This window comes from Paraplanobispora takensis, from assembly GCF_016863195.1.
Classification (GTDB): domain Bacteria; phylum Actinomycetota; class Actinomycetes; order Streptosporangiales; family Streptosporangiaceae; genus Planobispora; species Planobispora takensis.
The window spans coordinates 92,522-116,188 of record NZ_BOOK01000004.1 but is presented as its reverse complement, the minus strand read 5'-3'; the positions used below and the strand labels follow the sequence as shown (position 1 = coordinate 116,188).

Genomic DNA, 23,667 nt, shown 5'->3' with positions numbered 1-23,667 from the left:
GTGTGGTCCGACACCCTCGGAAGCTGCGGAGGTTTCCAACGAAAACCCAGGGAGTTGTCCCTATGCACGCCCCCTCCTCTTCCGGCCGCACCGAGCCGCCGGGAGAACCCGAGATCCTCACCGGTCCCGCCGGTGACCCCTCCCCCCGGCGGAAGCCCGGCCCGGCCGTGGTCGTCGCCTCCGCCCTCGTCGCCGCCGCGGTGGGCGCGGGCTCCGTCTTCGCCTTCGTCCACTTCACCGGTGACGACCGCGACGCCTCACCGGCGCCCGGAGTGTCCGGCGCCCCGCAGAGCCCCGGCTCAGCTCAGGAAGCCGACGACCCCGCCGATCCCGGTGTCTCCGACCCCGACAACGTCACCTCGGGAGCCGACGGGGCTGACGGGACCGAAGGGGCCGACGGGCCGGACGGATCCGACGGCTCCGGTGAGAACTCCGGCGACGGGAGGCGGGGAGGCGACGGTCCGGGCGCCGACCCGGCCGAATCCGGCTCAGGCTCCGGCTCCGGCGACGAGACCGACTCCTCGTCCTCCGGCGGCCGGGGCGACGTCCAGACACCGCCGCTCGAGGACGGCGCCGTCGACCCCCGAGCGGACGGCGAACCGGGCTTCGTCCCGCCCAAGGGGCCGATCGGCGGCTACTGACGCCCCGCCCCGGCGCCTGACCGATGCTCACCGGTCCGCCGATCCGGGCCGGGCGAGTGAGTCCTGAGACTGCGAGCGGGTACGGCGGCGCGCGGCCCACCACGCGTACATCCCATCTACAGGCGACACCCGGCACGCGCCGCCGTACCCTCCCTGCTGCCCCAAGGCCTGCTCGTCTAGGCTGGCCGCGTGCTTGTCGCCGCCGCCGTGTGCCCCCACCCCCCGCTGATGGCCCCCGAGCTGGCCGGTGCCGCCGCGGGTGAGCTCGACGGGCTCCGGGCGGCCTGCGCCGCCGCGGCGGGCAGTCTGGCGGAGGCGGAGCCCGACGTGCTGGTGGTGGTCGGCGGTGCGCAGGAGGGCGGCGGTTACGGGCCGGACGCCGCCGGGAGCCTGGCGCCCTGGGGGGTGGACGTGCGCTACGGCGACGGCGCCCCGGTGCTGCCGCTCTCGCTCGCGATCGGCCGCCGGATCCTCGACGGCGGCGGCCTGACCGCCTCCGGCGGGTTCCACGCGGTGCCCTTCGACGCCTCCCCGCAGGAGTGCGCGGAGCTGGGCGCGCGCCTGGCGGACACGGCCGGTCGGGTGGCCATGCTGGTCATGGCGGACGGCTCGGCCTGCCTGACCGAGAAGTCCCCGGGCTATCTCGACCCCCGCGCGCAGCCGTACAACGCGGCGATCGTCCGCGCGCTCGGCCGGGGGGAGGCACCCGGCCTCGATCCCCGGGAGGCGCGGGAGCTCGGGGTCGCCGGGCGGGCCGCGCTGCAGGTCCTCGCCGCGGCGGGCGGCGGGCCGTTCGACGGTGAGGTCCTCTACGACGACGCCCCCTACGGGGTGGGCTATTTCGTGGCCCGCCTGGGGACGGGCACGCGCGCCAGGTCCTGAGCGAGCACGACGTCGCCGTCGAAGGCCCGGCCGGCCTCCTCGATGAAGCGGGGTTCCTCGTCGGCGCCGTAGCGTTCGGAGATGTGGGTCAGGACCAGGCGGCGGACCCCGCACTCCGCCGCGACCCGGCCCGCCTGGGCCGCGGTGAGGTGCCCGTACGCCTCGGCCAGCTTCGCCTCCTCCGACAGGAACGTCGACTCGATCACCAGCAGGTCCACCCCCTCGGCGAGCGCGAACACCCCGTCGCAGAGCCGGGTGTCCATGACGAAGGCGGCGCTCTGGCCGGGACGGGGCTCGCTGCAGTCCTCCAGCCCGACGACCGACCCGTCGGGCATGGTCACCGTCCCCTCGCGCCGGAGCCGGCTGATCATGGCTCCTTCGACGCCGCGTTCCCGCAGCGCCTCGGGGACCATGCGGCGGCCGTCCGGCTCGTCGACGCGGTAGCCGTACGCCTCGACGGGGTGGGAGAGCGGGCGGGCGGTGAGGGTCACCGGGCCGGCGTCGAGGGTGGTGACCTCGCCGGAGACGGGGCACTCGGAGATCACCGAGGTGTCGGCGAAGACGGAGGCGTGCCGCAGGCGGCGCCAGTAGGTCTCGCCGACGGCCGGGTAGGCGGCCCGCACCGGATGGGCGACGCGGTCCCTGGCGATGCGCTGGACGATGCCCGGCACGCCGAGACAGTGGTCGCCGTGGAAGTGGGTGACGCAGATCCAGGTGATGTCGTGGGAGCCGACACCCGCGTGGGTCATCTGGCGCTGGGTCCCCTCGCCGGGGTCGAACAGGAAGCCCTGTCCATCCCATAGCAGGAGATATCCGTTGTGGTTACGGTGGCGGGTAGGGACCGCGCTGGAGGTGCCGAGGACGACGAGCTCACGAAGGGACACAGGTCCAATGCTAGGAACCGTGGCGTTCGGGAGCCTGCCGACACCCCTGGGGGAGATGACCGTCGCCGTCACCGAGGACGGGGTGGCGGGCGTGGGCTGGGACGACAGGCGCCGGCTCACCGAGCGGCTGGCGGAACAGGGCCTGACCGAGGTGGACGACCCCGCGCGCACGGCCCCGGTGCTCGCGGAGCTGGCCGACTACTACGCCGAGCGGCTGAAGGCCTTCTCCGTCCCGGTGGACTGGCGGCTGACCACGCAGGTGCAGCGCAGGGTGCTGGGCACGCTGTACGAGACGGTCCCCTACGGGGAGGTCGTGACGTACGGCGAGCTGGCCGACCGCAGCGGGACGGGGGTCCCGGCGCGGGCGATCGGGTCGATCATGGGGGCCAACCCCATCCCGATCATCGTGCCCTGCCACCGGGTCGTCGCGAGCAACGGCCTGGGCGGGTTCAGCGGGGGGACGGGCGTGGAGTCCAAGCGCTGGCTGCTGACCCTGGAGGGATACCTGCAGCCGATGCTCGACTGGGGCTGACCCGGCGGGGGCCCGCGGGCTGGGAGACTGGTCGGCGTGCCTGAGCTACCCGTCATCGCCGTCGTCGGCCCCACCGCGGCCGGCAAGTCCGACCTGGCCGTGGACCTCGCCCTCGAACTGGGCGGGGAGGTCGTCAACACCGACTCCATGCAGCTGTACCGGGGCATGGACATCGGTACGGCGAAACTGACGGTGGCCGAGCGGCGCGGCGTCCCGCACCATCTGCTGGACATCTGGGACGTGCGCAAGACCGCGAGCGTGGCGGAGTACCAGGCGCTGGTCCGGCCGCTGATGGACGACCTGCGGGCCAGGGGGACGGTGCCGATCCTGGTGGGCGGGTCGGGCCTCTACGTGCGGGCCGCGCTCGACAACCTGGAGTTCCCCGGTACGGACCCGCGGATCCGGGCCCGCCTGGAGGGCGAGCTGGACCTGCACGGCCCGGCCCCGCTGCACAAGCGGCTCCGCGAGCTCGACCCCCGGGCGGCCGAGTCGATCCTGCCGGGCAACGGCCGCAGGATCGTGCGCGCGCTGGAGGTCATCGAGCTGACCGGCCGGCCGTTCTCGGCCACGATGCCGTCCTACGACGCGGTCTACGACAGCGTGCAACTGGGCGTGGAGGTGCCCAGGGACGTGCTCGACGAGCGGATCGCCCTGCGGGTGGAGCGCATGTGGGAGGCCGGGCTGGTGAAGGAGGTGCGCGAGCTGGCGGAGCAGGGCCTGGCCGAGGGCCTCACGGCCAGCCGCGCCCTGGGCTACGCGCAGGTCCTGCGCCTGCTGTCGGGGGAGTGGACCGAGCAGCAGGCCAAGGACGAGACGATCCGGGCGACCCGCAGGTTCGTCCGCCGCCAGGAATCCTGGTTCCGCCGCGACCCCCGCGTCACCTGGCTCCCCCAGCAGGCCCCCGACCTCCTGCAACAGGCCCTCGCCGAAATCCATAACGGGACATCTGCGAGGGGGCGCCGGTGAAGCAACCGAGGAACGCCCGGAGCCCGCGAGGGGGCGCCGGTGAACCAACGGAGGAACGCCCGCAGCGAAGCGAGGACGTGACGAGGGCGGGAGCCGGACCAAGGAGCCCCCGAGCCGCCGTGCGCAGCACGGCCATCAACACAGCGAGGACGTGACGAGGGCGGGAGCCGGATCGAGAAGCCCCCGAGCCGCGACGCGCAGCGTCGCCATAAGGTAGGGCCATGCGCTTCGTCAAGGGTCACGGCACCGAGAACGACTTCGTCATCATTCCCGACGTGGACGGGGAGCTGGAGCTGTCCGGCGCGCTCGTGGCCGCGTTGTGCGACCGCAGGGCCGGGATCGGCGGGGACGGGGTGCTGCGGGTGGTGCGGACCAAGCTCAGCCCGGAGGTGGCCGATCAGGCGGGCGAGGCCGAGTGGTTCATGGACTACCGCAACTCCGACGGCAGCGTGGCAGAGATGTGCGGCAACGGCACGCGCGTCTTCGCCCGTTATCTCGTGGACTCCGGGCTGGCCGGGGCGGGTGAGTTCGGCGTGGCGACGCGGGGCGGGATCAAGCGGGTACGGCTGGCGGAGACCGGTGACGTGACCGTCGACATGGGGATGCCCCGGGTGCTGGGCGAGAGCAGCGCGACCGTCTCGGGCAAGGAGTACGGCGGGCTCCGCGTCGACATGGGCAACCCGCACCTGGCCTGCGTCATCGGCGACCCGGTGGCCGGGCTCGACCTGACCCGGCAGCCCGGCTTCGACCCGGCGGCCTTCCCGCACGGGGTGAACGTCGAACTGCTCAACGCGGTGGGCCCGCGCCGGGTCGTGATGCGGGTCTTCGAGCGGGGCTCGGGCGAGACGCGTTCGTGCGGCACCGGCTCGGTCGCCTCGGCTGTGGCCGCCGCGCGCCTGGCGGGCGAGACGACCGGCACCTGGGAGGTCGAGGTCCTCGGCGGCACCGTCACCGTCACCCTCGACGAGCGGACCAGTTATCTGTCCGGCCCGGCCGTCCTCGTGGCCTCGGGCGAGGTCGATCTCTGAGGCGGGTCCCGCTTGCCGAAGATTGTTCTGTGCGCAATGCTGGGTTCCTCAGGTAGACCGAGAGGAAGGATCGGCATGGCGGACGCACTGGCGACGGCGGCGGCGGTCAAGGGGGGAATCGGGCTTCTCGGCGGGGGGTTCATGATCTCGCGCGAGGCCAAGGCGCTGTGCGAGAGCACGGGCCTCGGCGCGCGGGCGCTGTACTTCCGCGGGCGGTGCGGGGTGCTCGGAGAGGTCGACGCGGACGTGATCGTGGCGGCCGCGGTCTTCTTCCCCGCCGAGCACGTCAGGGAGAACTGGGAGGCCGGCAGGGGTCTGCCGGTCGACAAGGCGGTCGAGCTCTACGCGGGCGCCTGCCACGACTGGGGACGGCGCAGGCTCGGCGGGTTCGACGGGGCCGCGCGCCTGGCCGAGCTGCTGGAGCCGGTGGTGGACAACGCCGACGTCCTGGGTGCCCCGATCTTCGCCGGATGGCGGAGCCTGCCGCTGCCCGGTGACGCCCCCGCCCGGCTCGCCCAGCTGCTGCACCTGGTCCGCGAGCTGCGCGGCGGCCTGCACGCGGTGGCCGTGCTGGCCACGGGCCTGACGCCGCTGGAGGCCACGCTCCTGGCCGCGCACGACGGCACCCCGCTCGGCCTGTCCTCGGGCGAGACCGTGGCGCGCTTCTTCGAGTGGCCGGAGCCGTACCCGACGCCCGGTCCGGAGCGGGTCGCGCTGCGGGCCGAGGCCGAGGAGCTGACCGACCGGCTGATGGCCCCCGCCTTCTCGGTGCTGGACGAGCGGGAGTCGGCGGAGCTGGTGGAACTCGTGGGCCGCGCGGGGTAGGAGGGCCGGGCCGTTTGGGGCATCCTCCCCGACCTGGCAGACTGGCGTGCCATGGACGTGGACATCTGGGCCTGGGTCGGAGAGACCCAGCGGCAACTGCACGAAGCCGGGAACACCGGACTGGCGATGGCGATCGGCGACGTGCCCGCCCAGGCCTTGGAGGGCCGTTACTCCCAGCTCGACGTGATGGCGCCGGCCATCGCGCAGCAGGCGGAGAACCTGGGACAGCCCTGGCTGGAGTTCTACGCCCGCTACTGGCACCTGGTCGGGCGGGTCGGCGACCGCGCCCAGGGCGTGGTCGCCCTCGACGACGCGCGGACCCTGGTGGAGTTCGCCGAGCGCGAAGACGTGCGCGACTGCCCGGCCGCCCCGGGCGCCGTGCTGGCGCTGGCGGTGACCCAGGGCAACACCGACGGCCCCGGCTACGCGGACGAGCGGCTGCGGGCCCTGACCGCCGCCCAGGTGGAGGCGGCCTCTCCCGCCTTCTCCGCCTTCGCCGAGCAGCGCGTCGCCGCACTGCTCGACGCCGGCCGGTCCGAGGAGGCCGTCGCGCACGCCGAGTCCGCGGTGGCGGAGCTGGGCGCCGCGGGCCGCGAGGCGAGCTGGGAGCTGGGGGCGGCCTCCGCACGCGCGCTGCTCGCCGCCGGCCGGCCGCAGGACGCGCTCACCGCGCTGGAGGCCGCGACCGGCTTCAAGCCCGACGACCCGGTGGCCAAGGAGCGCCGCGAGGGCGTGCTGCGCGCGCTCGTGCTCGCCACCCTCAACCGCGTGCCGGAGGCCGTGGAGGCCCTGCCCGACCTCGACGTGGTCGGCGACCACCCCCGCGACTGGGTCGAGTGGGCGCGCGCCGTGCGCCTGCTCGCCGAATCCGCGCAGATCACCAACAGCTGGCAGCTCGGCCGGGTCCTCAAGCAGTGGATCGACTACTTCGCGGTGATGGGCGCCTACCGGGCGCGGGCCGAGCTCGCGCTCGTCGCCGGTGACCTGGCCGTCGGCCGCAAGGGCGTCTGGCAGGCCCGCATGCTGGCCGACCTCGCCGAGTCCACCGCGGGCGAGCTCAAGAACGACGCCGGCATCACCGAGCGCATCGCCGTCCTGCGGGTGGCCGCCGGCAACGTGACCGTGCCGGACGCCCCCGGCCCTCAGGACGAGCTCGTCGGCTACTTCGACGCGGCCGACGGCTTCAACGCCGACCCCGAGCGCTGGGTGGGCTGGCTGGCCCCGATGTCCGGGCAGGACGTCGAGGCCACCCGCCGCCACACGACCACGCTCGGCTTCCTCGGCTACCCGGCCAAGGGCGCCGACATCTACTGGACCATGCTGGTGGACTCCGGTGACATCGGGACCGCCGACGAGCAGGACGTCTCCTACCTGACCGGCCTGCTGATCGAGGCGCGTCAGGACGAGCGGCTGGAGCAGATGGCGCAGCTGCTGCCCGAAGGCCGGCGCCACCTGGCGCTCGGCCGCCTCTACCGCGCCCGGGAGCGCTGGGAGCAGGCCGCCGCCGAGGGCGAGGCGGCCGTCGCGGCGGGCGCCGGCATCGAGGCGCGACGCCTGTGGGCCACGGCCGTCCAGCAGAACGGCGACAACGCCGAGGGCGCGTCGATCCTGCGCGAGGTCCTCGACTCCGAGGAGATCGAGGCGGAGGACGTCTGGCGGATGATCACGATGGCGACCGCCGCCGAGGACTGGGAGACCGTCCGCGCCGGAGCCGCCAAGATCGGCATGCCGCTGCAGTCGAGCGAGGGGCCGATCGAGGAGGAGATGGGCCTGGTGCGCATCATCCTGCCCGCCCCCGACGGCAGCCAGCGCTCGATCGTCGGCGTGCGCACCGGCCCGGCGACGGCGCGCCTGGCCATCCCGCAGCCCCCCGGCATGGGTTACAACGCCGGTGACGTGGTCGTCTTCGACCCGGCACTGCTGGAGCCCATCCCGGAGAGCCCGGAGGAGCAGGAGGGCTTCATCCCGCCGTTCGCGGCGGTCAGCATGCTGCGCCCCGGCGGCTACACGAGCTGGTTCTTCGACGGCGCGGCGCCCAGCGAGGCCGACTGGACCGAGTTCAACGAGGTCATGGTCGAGCGCGGCTGGCCGATGTGGGTCTACAGCGATGACGACTACGCCGTGACGCACCCGACCACGGGCGAGTCGCTTCCCGGCGTGTTCGGCTGGATCGCGATCCCGCCGGAGGTCTCCCCGGCCGAGCTGGACGCGGTGCTCGACGACGCGACCGAGCGCTGGGTGCACCCGCTGGCCTGGCTCGACCTGGCCAAGGCCGTGGACATCGAGGTCGAGCGGCACGAGCGCATCACCAAGGAGTACGGGCTCTGAGCGCTCCGTGAGACACGCGGCCCCGCGGTACGGCTTCCACGCCGCCGCGGGGCCGTCCTGTTCCCGCGGTAGGCGCTGTCGTTCCGCGGCGCCGTACCGGCCGGTGCGGAGGCTCTCGCGGCGGTACGGCCGGCCGGTCGGCGCCGGCACGGCCGACCGCCTCTAGAATCTCATTCGGTATGTTCGCCGCACACAGGGAGATCCGCATGCTCGACCGATTCCGGCTGGACGGCAAGGTCGCGATCGTCACCGGCGCCTCGTCGGGCCTGGGGGTCGCCTTCGCCCGCGGGCTGGCGGAGGCGGGAGCCGACATCGTGATCGGCGCGCGCCGCAAGGACCGGCTGGAGGAGACCAGGGCACTGGTCGAGGAGACCGGCCGTCGGTGCGTGGCGGTGGCCACCGACGTGACCAGGCCCGAGGACTGCCAGGCGCTGGTGGACGCGGCGGGCGCGGAACTGGGCGCGGTGGACATCCTGATCAACAACGCCGGCGTCGGCACCGCGGTGCCCGCTCTGAAGGAGACGCCCGAGCAGTTCCGGCAGGTCGTGGAGATCAACCTGCACGGCACCTACTGGATGGCGCAGGCCTGCGCCCGGGTCATGCGGCCCGGCTCCTCGATCGTCAACATCGGCAGCATCCTCGGGGAGACCACCGCCGGTCTGCCGCAGGCGGCCTACAGCGCCTCCAAGGCGGGGGTCGTCGGCCTCACCCGCGACCTGGCCCAGCAGTGGACCTCGCGGCGCGGCATCCGGGTCAACTGCCTGGAGCCGGGCTTCTTCGCCTCGGAGATGACCGAGCAGTACGCCGAGGGATACATGGCCTGGCAGCTGGAGAACCGGGTCCTGATGAAGCGCGCCGGCGACCCGGCCGAGCTGGTGGCCGCCGCCGTCTTCCTGGCCAGCGACGCCGGGTCGTACGTGACCGGCGCGGTCATCCCGGTCGACGGCGGGATCCTCCTCACCTGAGCGAGCCTGAGCGAACCCGAGTGGACCCGGGTGAACCCGAGCGGACCTGAGGGGTCCGGGGTGGGCCCGGGCGGTCTCCATCACAAAAGTCAGGGAATCTGACTGGCAAAGTTAATAGACTGGTTGCACGAATAATGCGCATCCGTCATGCGGCGGTGCCAGAGTCTCCGGATACATGACGGAGCCGATGGAGGCCATCTTGCTGGAAGTCGACCGGCTCGGCGCGGTTGTGCGCGACGAGCGTCCCTGGGGTGCGTTCGACCGCTACACCCTCAACGAGCCGACCACGGTGAAGGTCATCACCGTCGCTCCGGGACAGCGCCTCAGCCTGCAGCGTCACGAGCACCGCGACGAGCTGTGGGTGGCCCTGGACCCCGGCCTGGTCTTCGAGATCGACGGCGTGCGCACGGAGCCGGCCGTCGGCGACCGCGTGCTCATCCGGGCAGGTCAGACTCACCGGCTCAGCTCCTCGGGCCCGGTCGCCCGGATCATGGAGATCGCCTTCGGCTACTTCGACGAGGACGACATCGAGCGGCTCGAAGACTCCTACGGCCGCTCCTGATCCCCTCTTGTTCGGTCCCGCTTCGCACCTTATGTTCGTGAATAGTCCGGTGGTTTTTCTGCATTAGGGACACCCGGAGGGTGCATGGCGGGCCGGCCTCGTGTTGTGATCATCGGTGCCGGCATCGTGGGGTGCGCCCTCGCCGACGAGCTCACCGTCCGGGGCTGGACCGATGTCACGGTGCTCGACCAGGGGCCGCTGTTCGCCACGGGAGGCTCCAGCTCCCACGCCCCCGGCCTGGTCTTCCAGACCAACCCGTCGAAGGCGATGACCGAGTTCGCCGCCTACACGGTCGCCAAGTACCGGGAGCTGTCGCTCGACGGCCGCCCCTGCTTCGACCAGGTCGGCGGCCTGGAGGTCGCCACCACCCCCGAGCGCTGGCAGGACCTGCACCGCAAGCACGGCTGGGCCGCCTCCTGGGGGATCGAGAGCGAGCTGGCCGGCCCGGAGCGCTGCGTCGAGCTGTGGCCGCTGCTCGACCCCTCGGTGCTCCTCGGCGGCTTCCACGTCCCCTCCGACGGCCTGGCGAGCGCGGTGCGCTGCGGTGAGGCCCAGGCCCGCGCGGCGATCGGGCGGGGCGCGCGCTTCCTGCCCGGCCACCGGGTGGTCGCTCTGGAGCGGCGGGGCGACCGGGTCATCGGGGTGACCGCCGAGGTGATCGCGGATCCCCGGGTGTCCGGGTCGGGCGCGGCCGGGCGGGTGACGATGCCGGCGGACGTCGTCGTCTGCGCGGCGGGATTCTGGGGCCCGGCGATCGGGGAACTCGCCGGACTGACCGTGCCGCTGCTGCCCCTGGCCCACCAGTACGCCCGCTCGGGCCCGCTGCCCGCGCTGGCCGGCGACTGCGACGGGGAGACGGAGGCCGTACGGCCCATCCTGCGCCACCAGGACCGCGACCTGTACTTCCGCCAGCACGCCGACAGGGTCGGCGTCGGCTCCTACGCCCACCGGCCGATGCCCGTCCGGCAGGACGAGATCGCGCTGCGGGCCACGGTCATGCCGTCGGTCCAGGAGTTCACCCCCGCCGACTTCGACCCCGCCTGGAGGGACGCGGTCGAGCTGATGCCGGCGCTGGGGGAGTCCAAGCCCGAGGAGGGCATCAACGGGATCTTCTCCTTCACCTCCGACGGCTTCCCCCTGATCGGCCCGGCACCGGGACTGGACGGCCTCTGGATCGCCGAGGCGGTCTGGGTGACCCACTCGGCCGGGGTCGCCAGGGCGCTGGCCGAGTGGCTGGTGGACGGCCACTCCACCGTCGACCTGCACGAGTGCGAGGTCGAACGCTTCGAGCAGGTGCAGCTGGCGCCCGCCTTCGTCGAGGAGCGCGGCCGGCAGAACTTCGTCGAGGTCTACGACGTCATCCATCCCCTGCAGCCGATGGAGTCGCCCCGGCCGATGCGGACGAGCCCGTTCCACCCCCGCCAGCGCGAGCTGGGCGCCTTCTTCCTGGAGGCGGCGGGCTGGGAGCGGCCGCACTGGTTCGAGGCCAACGCGGCGCTGCTGGAGGATCCGGTACGGCTCGCGCCCGATGCCGAGGAGTTCGTCGGCGCGGGGGCGCGGGACGCCTGGGCCGCCCGGTACTGGTCGCCGATCGCCGCGGCCGAGGCGTGGGCCACCCGGCAGCGCGTGGCCCTGTACGACATGACGCCGCTCAAGCGCGTCGAGGTCGCCGGGTCGGGCGCCGCGGCCTTCCTGCAGCGCATGACCACCAACAACGTGGACAGGCCGCCGGGCTCGGTCACCTACACGCTGCTGCTCGACTCCGCGGGCGGGATCAGGTCCGACCTGACCGCGGCCCGGCTGGCCGAGGACCGTTTCCAGGTGGGCGCCAACGGCAACCTCGACCTCGCCTGGCTGCGGCGCCACGCCCCGCCGGGCGTGAGCGTGCGGGACGTCACCGCCGGGACGTGCTGCGTCGGCGTCTGGGGACCCCACGCGCGCGACCTGGTGCAGCCGCTCACCGACCTCGACCTGTCGAACGAGGGCTTCCGCTACTTCACCCTCAAGTCCGGGTACCTCGGCCAGGTGCCGGTGACCATGATGCGATTGTCCTACGTCGGCGAGCTGGGCTGGGAGATCTACACCACCGCCGACGTCGGCCTGAAGCTGTGGGACCTGCTGTGGGAGGCGGGCCGCCGGTACGGCGTCGCCGCCGGGGGCCGGGCCGCCTTCAACAGCCTGCGGCTGGAGAAGGGCTACCGGCTGTGGGGCGTGGACATGACGCCGGAGCACCGGCCGCACGAGGCCGGGCTGGGCTGGGCCGTGCGGATGGACAAGGACTTCGTCGGCCGCCCGGCCCTGGAGGCCCTCGGCGGGGAGGCGGCCCGCAGGCTGGTGCCGCTGCTCACCGAGCGGGTCGTCATGGGCAGGGAGCCGGTCTTCCACCGGGGACGGGCCGCCGGCTACGTCACCAGCGCCGCCTACGCGCACACCCTCGGCCGGGCCGTCGCCTACGCCTGGCTGCCGGCCGGCGCGGCGGAACCGGGCACGGCCGTCGAGGTGGGGTACTCCGGCGGGCGGGTGCCCGCCGAGGTGGCCGCCGAACCCCTCTTCGACCCGAAGATGACCCGTATCAAGCGATAGGACCGTTCATGGAGCGAACCGAGCGGATCGAGCGGATCGAGCGGCGGGACCGCCGGTGAGCACCCCGGACCACCCGGACTTCCTGTGGCGCAACCCCGAGCCGCGGCGCTCGTACGACGTGGTGGTCGTCGGAGGCGGCGGGCACGGGCTGGCCACCGCCTACTACCTGGCCGCCAACCACGGGATCACGAACGTCGCCGTGCTGGAGAAGGGCTGGCTGGCCGGCGGGAACATGGCCCGCAACACCACGATCATCCGCTCGAACTACCTGTGGGACGAGAGCGCCGCGATCTACGAGCACTCCCTGAAGCTCTGGGAGGGGTTGTCGCAGGAGCTCGGCTACGACCTGATGTTCAGCCAGCGGGGCGTGCTCAACCTCGCCCACAGCCTGGGCGACGTGCGGGAGGGCCGGCGCCGGGTCAACGCCAACGTGCTCAACGGGGTGGACGCCGAGTGGCTGGACGCCGACCGGGTGCGCGAGTTCTGCCCCGTCCTCGACACCGGCGGGGACACCCGCCACCCGGTGCTCGGGGCGACCCTGCAGCGCCGCGGCGGCATCGCCAAGCACGACCACGTCGCCTGGGGGTACGCCCGGGGGGCCGACGCGCTCGGGGTCGACCTGATCCAGGGCTGCGAGGTCACCGGGTTCGAGATCACCGGGGGGCGGGTGCGCGCCGTACTGACCTCTCAGGGGCGGATCGCGGCCGGGACCGTCGCGCTGGCCGCGGCCGGGCACACCAGCGTGCTGGCCGAACGGGCGGGCATCCGGCTGCCGCTGCAGTCGCACCCGTTGCAGGCGCTGGTGTCGGAGCTGCTGGAGCCGGTGCTCGACTGCGTGGTCATGTCCAACGCGGTGCACGTCTACGTCAGCCAGGCGCACAAGGGCGAGCTGGTCATGGGGGCGGGCATCGACCCGTGCAACTCCTACGGCCAGCGTGGGGCCTTCCACGTCGTCGAGGAGCAGATGTCCGCCGCCCTGGAGCTGTTCCCGATCTTCAGCCGGGTCCGGGTGGTGCGCACCTGGGCGGGGGTCGTGGACGTCTCCCCGGACGCCTCGCCGATCATCGGGGCGACGCCGGTGGACGGGCTGCTGATCAACTCGGGCTGGGGGACGGGCGGGTTCAAGGCGACGCCCGGCTCCGGCTGGGTCTACGCCGGCACGATCGCCTCGGGACGGCCGCACCCGCTGGCCGAGCCGTTCTCCCTCGAACGCTTCACCACCGGGGCGCTCATCGACGAGCACGGCGCGGCGGCGGTGGCGCACTGAATGCGTCCGGGACCGGGCGGCGGGAGGGGAGAGGCGGTGGCTGGACGGTGCAGCTGATCGAGTGCCCGTGGTGCGGGCCGCGCGACGAGATCGAGTTCCGGTACGGCGGGCAGGCCGGGATCGCCTACCCCGCCGACCCCGCGGCGGTGAGCGACGAGGAGTGGGCCGAGTACGTGTTCATGCGCGACAACCCCCGGGGCTGGTTCCACGAGCGCTGGTTCCACGTCCACGGCTGCCGGACGTGGTTCTCGATCCGGCGGCACACGGTCACCCACGAGATCGAGCGGGCGCCCGGCGCCTCCGGGCCGGGAGAGCACTCGGCCGCCCGCGCCACCGGGGGCCCAGGGGCTCGTGACGCCGGGGACCCGCGGTGAGGCGGGAGTCCGGGGGCAGGATCGACCGCTCCCGCGTGCTGCGCTTCACCTTCGACGGGCGTGAGCTGACCGGCCACCCGGGTGACACGCTGGCCTCGGCGCTGCTGGCGTGCGGGGTCCGGATCGTCGGCCGGAGCGTCGGTCCCGGCCGCCCGCGGGGGATCTTCACCGCCGGGGTGGAGGAGCCGAACGCGCTGGTCGGGGTGGGGGACGAGCCCATGGTCGCGGCGACGGCCGTGGAACTGCGGGACGGCATGCGGGCGTGGAGCCTGCGGGGCAAGGGCCGCCTCGACCCCGCTGCGGCGGCCGTGGACGCCCGGCACGACAAGGCGTACCTGCACTGCGACGTGCTCGTGGTCGGCGGCGGCCCGGCCGGGCTGGCGGCGGCGCTGGCGGCCGGCGGGGCGGGCGCCCGCGTGGTCCTGCTCGACGGCGGGCCGGAGTTCGGCGGCGACCTGCTGGGCGGCCGGACCCTCCTGGACGGCGCCCCGGCCGATGAGTGGATCTCCTCCGTCACGGCCGGCCTCGCCGCCTTCCCCGAGGTCCGCCTCCTGCCCAGGACCACCGCGATCGGCTATCACGACCACAACTACGTCGTCGCCGTGGAGGAACGCGACGCCAACCGCGCCGCCGGCTCCGGAACCCGGGGGAGCGGCGGAGGCACCGGAGACGAGGGCGGGCACGCGGGCGGCGGGCGGCGGCTGTGGCACTTCCGGGCCGGGCAGGTCGTCCTGGCGACCGGGGCGCACGAGCGGTCGGTGGCCTTCCCCGGCAACGACCGCCCCGGCGTCATGCTGGCCTCGGCCGCGCGGACCTACGTCAACCGGTACGGCGTGCTGCCCGGGAGACGGGCGGTGGTGTTCACCTGCACCGACTCCGGGCACGAGGCCGCCCGCGACCTGGCCGCCGCCGGGGTGGAGATCGCGGAGATCGTGGACCCGCGCCGGGACGGGGCCGTGGTCACCGGCACGCTCGCCGACGGGGAGGGAGTCCTCACCGGGGTCGTGATCGGCGGCCGGGAGGTCGTCTGCGACCTGCTGGCGGTGTCGGGCGGCTGGAACCCGGCGGTCCATCTGTTCAGCCAGTCGCGGGGACGGCTCCGCTTCGACGACGCCCTCCAGGCGTTCGTCCCGCACGTGTCCGCGCAGGCCGAGCGGTCGGCCGGGGCGTGCAGGGGCGAGTACGGCACCGCCGCCGCCATCGCCGACGGCCTCGCCGCCGGAGCCCGCGCCGCCGAGGCCGCGGGCCTGCCCGCCCGCTGGCAGGACGGGACACGGGAGAACGGAGCCTCGGAGAACGGGGTGCGGGAGAACGGGGTGCGGGAGAGCGGAGCCCCGGAGGACGGGGTGCGGTCCGCCGGTCCGGCCGGGAACCGGGAGAGGAACCCCTTGCGCGTCCCCGAGTGCGACGAGCCCGCCCAACGGTCCCCGGCCGCGCTGTGGGCCGTCCCCGGGGACGGCGGCGGTGACGGCGGCGACCGGGAGGCATTCGTCGACCTGCAGCGGGATGTGACGGTGGCCGACCTCGGCCGGGCCGCCGGGACGGGGATGCGGTCGGTGGAGCACGTCAAGCGCTACACCACCGCGGGGACCGGGGCCGACCAGGGCAAGACGTCGGGGGCGGTGACCGCAGGGGTGGTGGCGGGCCTGCTCGGGGCCTCGCCCGGACAGGTCGGGACGACCACGTTCCGCCCGCCGTACACGCCGGTGGCCTTCGGGGTGCTCGCGGGGCGGGACCGGGGCCGGCTCTCGGACCCGGTGCGGGTCACCGCCGTGCACGACCGGCACGTCGCCCTCGGCGCGGTCTTCGAGAACGTCGGCCAGTGGAAGCGGGCCCGCCACTATCCGGCGGGCGGCGAGTCCATGGAGCGGGCCGTCGGGCGGGAGCGCCGGGCGGCGCGGACCGGGGTGGCGGCGATGGACGCCTCCACGCTCGGGAAGATCGAGGTCGGGGGCCGGGACGCGGGGGAGTTCCTCGACCGGATCTACACCAACGTGTTCTCCGCGCTGCCGGTCGGTTCCTGCCGGTACGGCCTGATGTGCGGCGCCGACGGCATGGTCCTCGACGACGGGGTGACCACCCGGCTGGCCGGCGACCGCTATCTGATGACCACCACCACCGGCAACGCCGCCACCGTGCTCGACTGGCTGGAGGAGTGGCACCAGACCGAGTGGCCGCACCTGCAGGTGTCGTTCACCTCGGTGACCGACCACTGGGCCGTCGTGGCGGTCGTCGGCCCCGCGGCCGGGCCGGTCGCCGAGGCGCTGGTCCCCGGCGTCGACTTCGGCGACTTCCCGTTCATGACCTGCCGCGAGAGCGGCCCGGCCAGAGTCTTCCGGATCAGCTTCTCGGGGGAGCTGGCCTACGAGATCAACGTGCCGTGGTGGTACGGCGCGGCGCTGTGGGAGGCCGCGCTGGAGCTGGGGGCGGTGCCGTACGGGACGGAGACCATGCACGTGCTCCGGGCCGAGAAGGGCTTCGCGATCGTCGGGCAGGAGACCGACGGGACCGTGACCCCCCAGGACCTCGGGATGTCCTGGATCGTCTCCCGCCGCAAACCGGACTTCGTCGGCAGGCGCTCCCACACCCGCCCCGACACCGCGAGCCCCGGCCGCAAGCGACTCGTCGGCCTCGTCCCCGCCCGTTCGCCGGAGGCCGGGGTCCCCGGAACGCCGGATGAGCCCCCCGGCTCCGGCATGCCCGGGGAGTCCGGGACGGCCGGCGACGGCGAGGAGAGGCCGACCGAGGGAGCCCAGATCGTCGCGGCCCCCGGTGACCGGCGGATGCTCGGTCACGTCACCTCCGCCTATCCCGGCGTCGCGCTGGCCATGGTCAGGGACGCCGGGCCGGGTGACCGGCTCATCGCGTTCGACGGCCGGGAGATCCCGGTCACCGTGGTGGACCCGGTCTTCCACGACCCGGGCAACACCCGCCGCGACGGGATCCCCGGCGAGGCACGTCCCCTCCCGGCCGCGGCGGATCCGGCGGTGACGGAGTGGTGGCGTCCCGAGCGGGCGGTGAGCCCGCTGGCCGCGTTCGCCGGACGCTTCGCCGCCGCCGCGGGCACCCCCGGGGTGACGATCCGGGAGATCCCCTTCCTCCGGATGCGGGAGATCCGGGGCGAGGCGCCCAAGGAGGGACTGCGGCTCGGGCCCGGCTGGTGGCTGGCCGTGGAGGATCCGCAGACCGGAGCGGGAGGCACGGCGCACATCGGGATGAGCGCGCCGGGAACCGGGACGGAGGACGCGCGGCCGGACGGTTCGCCGGGTGAGGACGGGGTGGACGTGTCGGCGCAGCGGACGGTCGTCGAGCTGGCGGGGCCGCGGGTCCGGGACGTGCTGATGACCGGCTGCCCGATCGACCTGCATCCTGCGGTGTTCGGGGTCGGAGCGCACACCCAGACCCTGCTGGCCCGCGCCCAGGTCGTCCTGCACCGCGCCGGGCCGGAGGTCTACCGGGTCTTCGTGAGGTCCTCCTTCGCGGGGTACCTCGCCGAGTGGTTGCTGGACGCGCTGGAAGGGCTCTGAACGCCGCGATGACCGGTTGAGGCCGCCCTGGAGCGGATCACGGCGGTGAGCTGGGGTGGAAGATGAGATGCGGCTTTTACGGGTGGCGCTGGTCGATTGGGTAAATTCGCCGTTTCCGGGTAGCCAAATTCATGAGAGGCGGTGGGGACGTGCAGGTGAAACGGGGTAAGGCGCTGGCCGCTGCGGCGGTCATGCTGGTGCTGGCGGGCGGACCGGTGGGGTGCGGCACCTCCTTGGACTCGCTGGGCGAGTCCTCCGGCGGATCTTCCGGCGACGACACGGGCGGTACGTCGGCCGCCGAGGCGCTCAAGGACCTGGACAAGCTCCCGGTCAAGGGCCGGGCCCCGCGGACCGGTTTCGACCGCGACGAGTTCGGGCCCGCGTGGGCGGACGTCGACCACAACGGGTGCGACACCCGCAACGACATCCTCAAGCGGGACCTGAAGGACGAGACCTTCAAGAAGGGCACCCACGACTGCATCGTGCTCACCGGCACCCTGGAGGACCCCTACGGCGGCAAGACCATCGAGTTCGAGCGCGGCCAGGACACCAGCATGAAGGTGCAGATCGACCACCTGGTGGCGCTGTCGGACGCCTGGCAGAAGGGCGCCCAGCAGCTCGGCGCCGCCGAGCGCAGGGAGCTGGCCAACGACCCGCTGAACCTGCTGGCCGTGGACGGCCCGCTGAACAGCCAGAAGAGCGACGCCGACGCGGCGACGTGGTTGCCGCCGCGCCGGGCCTATCGGTGTCCTTACGTCGCACGCCAGATCAAGGTGAAGCTCAAGTACGAGCTCTGGGTGACCTCAGCGGAGAAGTCCGCGATGGAGCGGGTGCTGAAGGCCTGCTGACCCGGCGTGCGCGCGGATCAGTCGTCGTACTCCTTCTTGAACTTGATGACCTTGCCGGTCTTGAGCGAGACGTAGACGTCGTACTCCCAGTTGCCCCGGTGCAGCTCCACCTTGCAGACCCGGTGGCCGTGCTCCCACTCCCGCTCGACCTCGCTGACCCGGGCGCCGGGGACGCGCTTCTTGGCGATCTTCACGGCCTTCGAGCACGAGATGCCCGCGGCGGGGGCCGCGGCCGAGGCCTGGACGCCGGCCGGGGCGGCGGCGGCCGCGCTCCCGGCGAAGGCCACGCCGCTTCCGGCGGCGAGGAGGGTGACGGTTCCGGCGAGGGCGATCTTGGCGATCATGGTGTTCTTTCTCATGACCCCAGGTTCTCCGGACCGGCGATAGGGCCGCGCTAAGCGATCGTTAAGAGCGGGTTCACCCTCTTTCGCCCGGTGACCCGCCCGGTGACCCGCCTGGTGACCCGCCCGGTGACCGGCCCTGGGATCCGCCCGTGGCCCCGCCCATGACCCCGCCCAGGAACAGGGTCACGCTCGCCCCGCCCGCGGGGGAGGCGCCCAGCGTGAGCGCGCCGCCCGACGACTCGGCGGTACGGCGCGCGATGTCCAGGCCGAGCCCGGTCGATCCGGCCCCGCTCTCACCGCGCTCCAGCGGGGCGGTCGTGGCGAACCCCGGCCCGGCGTCCGTGACGGTCAGCACCGCGCCGCCCGGGGCGGGCGCCAGCCGTACGCCGAAACCGGCGCCCTCGTCGGTGTGCGCGAACACGTTGCCGAGCAGGGCGTCCAGGCAGGCGGCGAGGTCGTCGGCGGAGACGGCGACGGGCAGCAGGCCCGGGGGCAGCTCCAGCTCCATGGCCCGGCCCTGGTCCTCGGCGAGCACCGACCAGAACGCCACCCGGTCCCGGACCACCGCCACCGCCTCGCACTCCTGCCGCTCCTGGGACCGCCGCCGGGCCTCGTTGATCACCGAGGTGACGGCCCGTTCCAGTGCGTCCACCCGGGCCTCGATCCTGGCCGCCTCCTGCGGGTCGGTCAGGGACTCGGCCTCCAGCCGGAGCCCGGTGAGCGGCGTGCGGAGCCGGTGGGACAGGTCGGCGGCGCTCTCCCGCTCCTCGGCGAGCAGCCCGGTGATGCGCTCGGCCAGGTGGTTGAGCGCGAGGCCGACCGCCTGCACCTCGGGCGGGCCGCCGGGTGCGGTCCTGGCGGCCATGTCGCCGGCGGCCAGGCGGTGCGAGACCTTCGCCAGCGACGAGATCGGCCGGATCACCGCGCGGGCCAGCCGGTCGGCCACCAGGATGCCCAGGCCGATCAGCGCCAGTCCGAGCACCAGCAGTCCCGCCTGCACCCGGGTGACGCCCCTGGCCAGCTCGTCGTCGCTGAGGAGGACCCGGACCACCGCCGTGCCGCCGGGAGCCCCCTGGACCGCGACCAGGATCTCCCGCCCGCCGGGCACGGCCGCGGTGACGCTGCGCCCGCGCGCGGCCAGCTCGACCGCGGCGGACCTCTCGGCGGGGGCGCCGACGACCCTGCCGTCGCCGAGGAAGACCGTGGTCGGATGCGCGGCCCGCTCGGCGGTGAGGCCCAGGGTCTCGGCGTCCACCGCGCCGACGGCGACCGCCACCGACTCGGCCTCGCCGCTCGCCCGGTCCACGGCGCCGCTCTCGGCGGCCGTGCGGACCAGCAGGACGAGGGGGACCAGCAGGGCGACGAGGACGAGAGAGGTGGTCGCCGTGACCAGCAGGGCCAGCCAGCGCCTCACGACGGTCCGGCCAGCCGGACGCCCACGCCGCGCACGGTGTGCAGATAGCGGGGTTCGGCGGAGGTCTCGCCGAGCTTGCGGCGCAGCCACGACAGGTGGACGTCGACGGTCTTGTCCGCTCCGCCGTAGGGCACCTGCCAGACGTGGGTGAGCAGCTCGCGCTTGGTGATCACCTCACCGGGCCTGGCCGCCAGATAGTGGAGCAGGTCGAACTCGCGGGGACTCAGGTCCAGGGGGGCGCCGTCCAGCGTCGCCTCCCGGGTGCGCGGGTCCACCCGCAGGCCGCCGACGGTCACCGAGCTGTCCGTACGGCTCTCGCCGGAACGGCGCAGCACCGCGCGGATGCGGGCGTCGAGCTGGGCGGCGCTGAACGGTTTGACCACGTAGTCGTCGGCCCCGGCGTCCAGCAGCTTGACCATCTCCGCGTCGCCGTCCCTGGCGGTCGCGACGATGACCGGGACGTGGCTGACCGCGCGGAGCATGCGCAGCAGGTCCACCCCGTCCATGTCGGGCAGGCCCAGGTCCAGCACGATGAGGTCGGGACGTTCCTCGACGGCAAGGCGCAGGCCGTCCAGGGCGGCGGGGGCGGAGGAGACGGCGTGGCCGCGGTCGCGCAGCCCCCGGGTGAGGGAGGTGCGGATCGCGGCGTCGTCCTCGATGAGCAGCACATTCGACATTTGCCGTCACGTTAGCCGGGCTTGACCCATGCTCAAAGCACGTTATCGGCCCCTTAACCGCGTCTTAGCATCGAAGGTGGCAAGGTGGACGCGTGCGCAGGCGATTTCCTCTTGTCGTGGCCGGATGGCTGGCCACCGGCGTTCTCGCGACCGGAGCGGGGGCGGCGGTGATCACCGTTCTGGGTGAGCCGCTGACGGCCTCCGCGCACCGGCCGCTGTCCTCCGCCGAGATCGAGGAGGCGCTGGCCCGCACCACCCCGGTCGCGGCCGCCCCGCCCGTGACCGGCGACCCCGCCTCCACCGGCGCCCCGACGCCCGGCGCCACGCCGACCGACGCTCCGACGCCCGGCGCCACGCCGACCGGGTCGCCGGATCCCGGCGGGACCGGAGGCTCCCCGGACCCCACGCCGGGCAGGACGTCCGAGCCGTCTCCCGCCGCGTCCTCCCCGGGGAACTCCGCCGGCCGGAGCAGGGTGATCAGGACGGCGGGCGGGAGCGTGATCGCCCGGTGCTCCGGTGGCCTGGTCACGCTCCGCTCGTGGAGTCCCGCCCAGGGCTTCCAGGTGGACGACGTGGAACGCGGCCCCGCCGTACGGGCCCGCGTGGAGTTCGAGGCGGACGAGACCGACGTCAAGATCGAGGTGCGCTGCTCGGGCGACGGCTCACCCGTCCACCGGCTCCACGACTGAGATCGGCCCGGGACTCACCGGTTGAGGTTGATCTTGAACCTGACGACGTTCCCGCTCACGGCCGAGATGTAGAAGTCGTACTTCCAGGCGCCGTCCACGACCTGCACCCACCAGGTCCACAGGCCCTGCTCCCACACGCGCTCGGTCCCGACGACCCGCCCGTCCGGGACGTAGCCCCGGGCGATCTCGGCGGCCCGCCGGGCGGTGATCTCCTCCGCCACGGCGGGCGCGGGCCGGACGGCGGAGCCGGCCGCCTGAGCCGTGGCGGGGACGCCGCCCCCGGCGAGCAGGAGCGCGGCGGCCCCCGCGGCGGCGAGGGCGGCCCTCGCGATCATGCTGATCTGTCTCATGATCCGAGCTTTCCCGAGCGTCGGAGCGCACCTGTCCAGCCCCCGCTAAAAACAGGGTCACGTTCCCGCCGCCCGGGTCCGTTCCGCCCGGCGCCGTCCTGAGTTGTCCGGTGCGGCCCGGATCGGGGCCGCACCGAAAAGGCCGGCCCCGGCCTCAGCCGCAGCCGGAGGCGTCGTCGTCGGGGACCGCGGGCGCCTCGTCGGCCACGGTGACCGACAGCTGCGCGGTGGAGGCGACCAGGCTCCCCTCGGGGGACTGGGCCCGCTTCCCGTCCACCACGATCCCGCGCTCGCCCAGCAGCTCGTAGGTCTGCGGGTCGAAGACGAGGTCCTCCCTGACCCCGTCGGGCCCCACCCGGCCCACGCCGATGCCCCGGCGGCCGGCCGCGTCCTCGGCGTCCCGCACCGCGTCGACCCCGGGGATCGTCGCGGCCGCCTCGAACAGCGCGGCCCGCTGCGCGGCGGGCATGTAGTTCTCCCGCAGCAGGTCGCCCACCCGGGTCCAGGCGGCCTCGTCCTCCTCACCCTTGGAGCCGCCGTCCCGGGCGCTGTCGTACAGGTGGGCGCGCATGCCCCCGGCGTCGGCGGGCAGGCGCTTCAGCGCCGCGTGGTCGGTGCGCAGACGGGCCGGGAGAGGCTCGCAGACCGGAAGTCTGAGCATCTCCACCTTCCCGGCCTCGTCGTCGGCCCCCTCCGGGATCGGCCAGCCGGGGTAGGCCTTCGGCTCCAGGTACTCGATCCTCAGCGAGCCCTCCCTGCTGCCGTCGGCCGACTGCCAGATCACCCGCCTGGTCCGGTAGAGGTAGCGGGTCTCCGGGAGAGTCTCGCCCGTCTCCGTGTTGACGGAGTTCCCGCTGAAGGCGCCGTACATCGTCTCCGACTCGACCTTGACGAACTGGTCGTCGCGCGGGGCCAGCTCCGCCTTGACCGCCCTGGCGGCCCGGCCGAGCACCTCGGTCGCGGACACCGGAGCGAGCTTCGGCAGCGCCACCACGACCTTCCCGGAGGGTTCCCGCCCAGGTCCGGGCCCTGGCCCCGCACCGGTGACCAGCGCGGGGACGGTCGCCGCGACCGCCACCGCCAGCGCCCCGGCCAGGAGCATCGCCGGCGGCCTGCGCCACAGGGGCCGCGACGGGGCGCGCGTGGCGGCGGCCGCGACCAGCCCCCGCCGGGCCGCGGCCTTCGCCTCGGGGTCGTACGGCGGCGCGTCCGGGCGGACGCCCGCCACCAGCCGGATCTCGTCCTCGTTCATGCGTGCGACTCCAGGGAGCGGCGGATCTTGGTTCGGGTCCGGGACAGCCGGGAGCGCACGGTCCCGATCGGGATGCCGAGTGCCTCGGCGGCCTCCTCGTAGGTCAGCTCGGCCCAGGCGACCAGCAGCAGCAGGTCCCGTTCGGCGGAGCTGAGCCCGGCCAGGGCGGCGGCCAGCGCTGGGCGCAGCCCGTCGGCGGTCACCCGCTCCGCGCTGCGCTCCTCGAAGCCGGTCGCGCGCTCGGGAGCCTGCCGGGCCAGGGCCTTGAGCCTGCGCGTCTCGGCCCTGCGGTGGCCGGAGATCAGCTTCGAGGCGATGCCGTACAACCAGGGCCGGGCGTCGGACCGGGCCGGGTCGTATCGGGTGCGCTTGCGGAACGCCACCAGGAACGTCTCGGCCGTCACGTCGTCGGCCGCGGTGACGTCGTCCAGGCGCCGGGCCGCGTACCGGTGGATCTCGTCGGCGTGCCGGTCGAACAGCCCGGCGAACCTGTCGGGGTCCGCCAGCGACTCCTCGATCAGCGCCGCGTCGGAGGCCAGGGTGGCGACCGGGGCGGACGGCGGAGCGGAGGGCGCGGTAGGGGGCGCGGCGGGCGTCGCGGCCCGGTCGGGGAACGCCAGCGTCACCACCTGTTTCGTCCAGTCATCAGAGGGTCCTTGTCTGAGAGCGCGGACGCGCTCACACCCTCTACTCCGCCGCTGGACGCCGTACGGTTCCCCGCCTCACCAC

General features: G+C 74.0%; 22 protein-coding genes. 15 read left to right on the top strand and 7 right to left on the bottom strand.

Features of this window, described 5'->3' with window-relative positions:
- The first annotated feature begins 62 nt into the window (after window positions 1–62).
- The gene (locus tag Pta02_RS03160) at window positions 63–641 is read left to right on the top strand and encodes a hypothetical protein (protein ID WP_203873111.1); all 579 of its coding nucleotides are present in this window, start codon (window positions 63–65) and stop codon (window positions 639–641) included.
- Between the two features lie 189 nt (window positions 642–830).
- Complete coding sequence (locus Pta02_RS03155; RefSeq protein ID WP_203873110.1) at window positions 831–1,523, top strand: class III extradiol ring-cleavage dioxygenase family protein; 693 nt, start codon at window positions 831–833, stop codon at window positions 1,521–1,523.
- Here the strand turns inward: Pta02_RS03155 and Pta02_RS03150 are convergent.
- A complete protein-coding gene (locus Pta02_RS03150) occupies window positions 1,478–2,407 on the bottom strand; it encodes a ribonuclease Z (protein ID WP_203873109.1) in 930 nt (309 codons plus the stop codon). The genes Pta02_RS03155 and Pta02_RS03150 overlap by 46 nt on opposite strands.
- A 19-nt stretch (window positions 2,408–2,426) precedes the next feature.
- Here Pta02_RS03150 and Pta02_RS03145 point away from each other — a divergent pair, with 19 nt between their 5' ends.
- The 12 genes from Pta02_RS03145 (at window position 2,427) to Pta02_RS03090 (ending at window position 18,212) form a co-directional block, all read left to right on the top strand.
- Window positions 2,427–2,939, top strand: coding sequence for a methylated-DNA--[protein]-cysteine S-methyltransferase (locus tag Pta02_RS03145; protein ID WP_239129411.1), 513 nt, complete (start codon window positions 2,427–2,429; stop codon window positions 2,937–2,939).
- 36 nt (window positions 2,940–2,975) lie between these two features.
- A complete protein-coding gene (miaA, locus tag Pta02_RS03140; RefSeq protein ID WP_203873107.1) occupies window positions 2,976–3,905 on the top strand; it encodes a tRNA (adenosine(37)-N6)-dimethylallyltransferase MiaA in 930 nt (309 codons plus the stop codon).
- Window positions 3,906–4,126: 221 nt separating this feature from the next.
- The gene (gene dapF / locus Pta02_RS03135) at window positions 4,127–4,933 is read left to right on the top strand and encodes a diaminopimelate epimerase (RefSeq protein ID WP_203873106.1); all 807 of its coding nucleotides are present in this window, start codon (window positions 4,127–4,129) and stop codon (window positions 4,931–4,933) included.
- Between the two features lie 75 nt (window positions 4,934–5,008).
- A complete protein-coding gene (locus tag Pta02_RS03130; RefSeq protein WP_239129410.1) occupies window positions 5,009–5,758 on the top strand; it encodes an SCO6745 family protein in 750 nt (249 codons plus the stop codon).
- 51 nt (window positions 5,759–5,809) lie between these two features.
- Window positions 5,810–8,086: a tetratricopeptide repeat protein gene (locus Pta02_RS03125; protein WP_203873105.1), complete on the top strand. Its 2,277-nt coding sequence runs from the start codon at window positions 5,810–5,812 to the stop codon at window positions 8,084–8,086.
- Window positions 8,087–8,292: 206 nt separating this feature from the next.
- Window positions 8,293–9,051, top strand: a complete 759-nt coding sequence (locus Pta02_RS03120; RefSeq protein WP_203873104.1) for an SDR family NAD(P)-dependent oxidoreductase — start codon at window positions 8,293–8,295, stop codon at window positions 9,049–9,051.
- A gap of 175 nt (window positions 9,052–9,226) precedes the next feature.
- The gene (locus Pta02_RS03115) at window positions 9,227–9,613 is read left to right on the top strand and encodes a phosphomannose isomerase type II C-terminal cupin domain (RefSeq protein WP_239129409.1); all 387 of its coding nucleotides are present in this window, start codon (window positions 9,227–9,229) and stop codon (window positions 9,611–9,613) included.
- An 84-nt stretch (window positions 9,614–9,697) separates the two neighbouring features.
- Window positions 9,698–12,196 carry a GcvT family protein gene (locus Pta02_RS03110; protein WP_203873103.1) on the top strand — a complete coding sequence of 833 codons (2,499 nt, stop codon included), beginning with the start codon at window positions 9,698–9,700 and terminating at the stop codon, window positions 12,194–12,196.
- Window positions 12,197–12,251: 55 nt separating this feature from the next.
- Window positions 12,252–13,463, top strand: coding sequence for a sarcosine oxidase subunit beta family protein (locus Pta02_RS03105; protein ID WP_203873102.1), 1,212 nt, complete (start codon window positions 12,252–12,254; stop codon window positions 13,461–13,463).
- Window positions 13,464–13,510: 47 nt separating this feature from the next.
- Window positions 13,511–13,837 carry a sarcosine oxidase subunit delta gene (locus Pta02_RS03100; protein WP_203873101.1) on the top strand — a complete coding sequence of 109 codons (327 nt, stop codon included), beginning with the start codon at window positions 13,511–13,513 and terminating at the stop codon, window positions 13,835–13,837.
- Window positions 13,834–17,364, top strand: coding sequence for a 2Fe-2S iron-sulfur cluster-binding protein (locus Pta02_RS03095; RefSeq protein ID WP_307837441.1), 3,531 nt, complete (start codon window positions 13,834–13,836; stop codon window positions 17,362–17,364). Before Pta02_RS03100 ends, Pta02_RS03095 begins: the two co-directional genes overlap by 4 nt.
- Before the next feature lie 155 nt (window positions 17,365–17,519).
- Window positions 17,520–18,212 (top strand): HNH endonuclease family protein, encoded by a 693-nt coding sequence (locus Pta02_RS03090; RefSeq protein ID WP_239129407.1) that lies wholly within the window; start codon window positions 17,520–17,522, stop codon window positions 18,210–18,212.
- Between the two features lie 17 nt (window positions 18,213–18,229).
- On the opposite strand, the gene Pta02_RS03085 is transcribed toward Pta02_RS03090, so the two are convergent.
- Genes Pta02_RS03085 through Pta02_RS03075 form a run of 3 tightly spaced genes read right to left on the bottom strand, consistent with a single transcriptional unit; the run spans window position 18,230 to window position 20,647 of the window.
- A complete protein-coding gene (locus Pta02_RS03085; RefSeq protein ID WP_203873100.1) occupies window positions 18,230–18,571 on the bottom strand; it encodes a PepSY domain-containing protein in 342 nt (113 codons plus the stop codon).
- A 58-nt stretch (window positions 18,572–18,629) separates the two neighbouring features.
- Complete coding sequence (locus Pta02_RS03080; protein WP_203873099.1) at window positions 18,630–19,970, bottom strand: sensor histidine kinase; 1,341 nt, start codon at window positions 19,968–19,970, stop codon at window positions 18,630–18,632.
- Window positions 19,967–20,647, bottom strand: a complete 681-nt coding sequence (locus Pta02_RS03075) for a response regulator transcription factor (RefSeq protein WP_203873098.1) — start codon at window positions 20,645–20,647, stop codon at window positions 19,967–19,969. Before Pta02_RS03075 ends, Pta02_RS03080 begins: the two co-directional genes overlap by 4 nt.
- A gap of 92 nt (window positions 20,648–20,739) precedes the next feature.
- Between Pta02_RS03075 and Pta02_RS03070 the strand changes: the two genes are divergently transcribed.
- Window positions 20,740–21,336, top strand: coding sequence for a hypothetical protein (locus tag Pta02_RS03070; protein WP_203873097.1), 597 nt, complete (start codon window positions 20,740–20,742; stop codon window positions 21,334–21,336).
- 14 nt (window positions 21,337–21,350) lie between these two features.
- Here the strand turns inward: Pta02_RS03070 and Pta02_RS03065 are convergent, their stop codons facing one another.
- The 3 genes from Pta02_RS03065 to Pta02_RS03055 all read right to left on the bottom strand — a co-directional run bounded on the left by Pta02_RS03065 (window position 21,351) and on the right by Pta02_RS03055 (window position 23,564).
- Window positions 21,351–21,686: a PepSY domain-containing protein gene (locus tag Pta02_RS03065; protein ID WP_203873096.1), complete on the bottom strand. Its 336-nt coding sequence runs from the start codon at window positions 21,684–21,686 to the stop codon at window positions 21,351–21,353.
- A gap of 154 nt (window positions 21,687–21,840) precedes the next feature.
- Entirely contained in the window at window positions 21,841–22,938 is a 1,098-nt protein-coding gene (locus Pta02_RS03060; protein WP_203873095.1) for a CU044_5270 family protein, read from the bottom strand.
- Complete coding sequence (locus tag Pta02_RS03055; protein ID WP_239129405.1) at window positions 22,935–23,564, bottom strand: RNA polymerase sigma factor; 630 nt, start codon at window positions 23,562–23,564, stop codon at window positions 22,935–22,937. The genes Pta02_RS03060 and Pta02_RS03055 overlap by 4 nt, the downstream gene beginning before the upstream one ends.
- Window positions 23,565–23,667 lie beyond the last annotated feature (103 nt).

Coding starts and splice junctions, on each gene's coding strand:
- Pta02_RS03160 (WP_203873111.1), top strand. CDS start 63: ATGCACGCCCCCTCCTCTTCCGGCCGCACCGAGCCGCCGGGAGAACCC.
- dapF (WP_203873106.1), top strand. CDS start 4,127: ATGCGCTTCGTCAAGGGTCACGGCACCGAGAACGACTTCGTCATCATT.
- Pta02_RS03130 (WP_239129410.1), top strand. CDS start 5,009: ATGGCGGACGCACTGGCGACGGCGGCGGCGGTCAAGGGGGGAATCGGG.
- Pta02_RS03125 (WP_203873105.1), top strand. CDS start 5,810: ATGGACGTGGACATCTGGGCCTGGGTCGGAGAGACCCAGCGGCAACTG.
- Pta02_RS03120 (WP_203873104.1), top strand. CDS start 8,293: ATGCTCGACCGATTCCGGCTGGACGGCAAGGTCGCGATCGTCACCGGC.
- Pta02_RS03115 (WP_239129409.1), top strand. CDS start 9,227: ATGACGGAGCCGATGGAGGCCATCTTGCTGGAAGTCGACCGGCTCGGC.
- Pta02_RS03110 (WP_203873103.1), top strand. CDS start 9,698: ATGGCGGGCCGGCCTCGTGTTGTGATCATCGGTGCCGGCATCGTGGGG.
- Pta02_RS03085 (WP_203873100.1), bottom strand. CDS start 18,571: ATGAGAAAGAACACCATGATCGCCAAGATCGCCCTCGCCGGAACCGTC.
- Pta02_RS03075 (WP_203873098.1), bottom strand. CDS start 20,647: ATGTCGAATGTGCTGCTCATCGAGGACGACGCCGCGATCCGCACCTCC.
- Pta02_RS03065 (WP_203873096.1), bottom strand. CDS start 21,686: ATGAGACAGATCAGCATGATCGCGAGGGCCGCCCTCGCCGCCGCGGGG.
- Pta02_RS03060 (WP_203873095.1), bottom strand. CDS start 22,938: ATGAACGAGGACGAGATCCGGCTGGTGGCGGGCGTCCGCCCGGACGCG.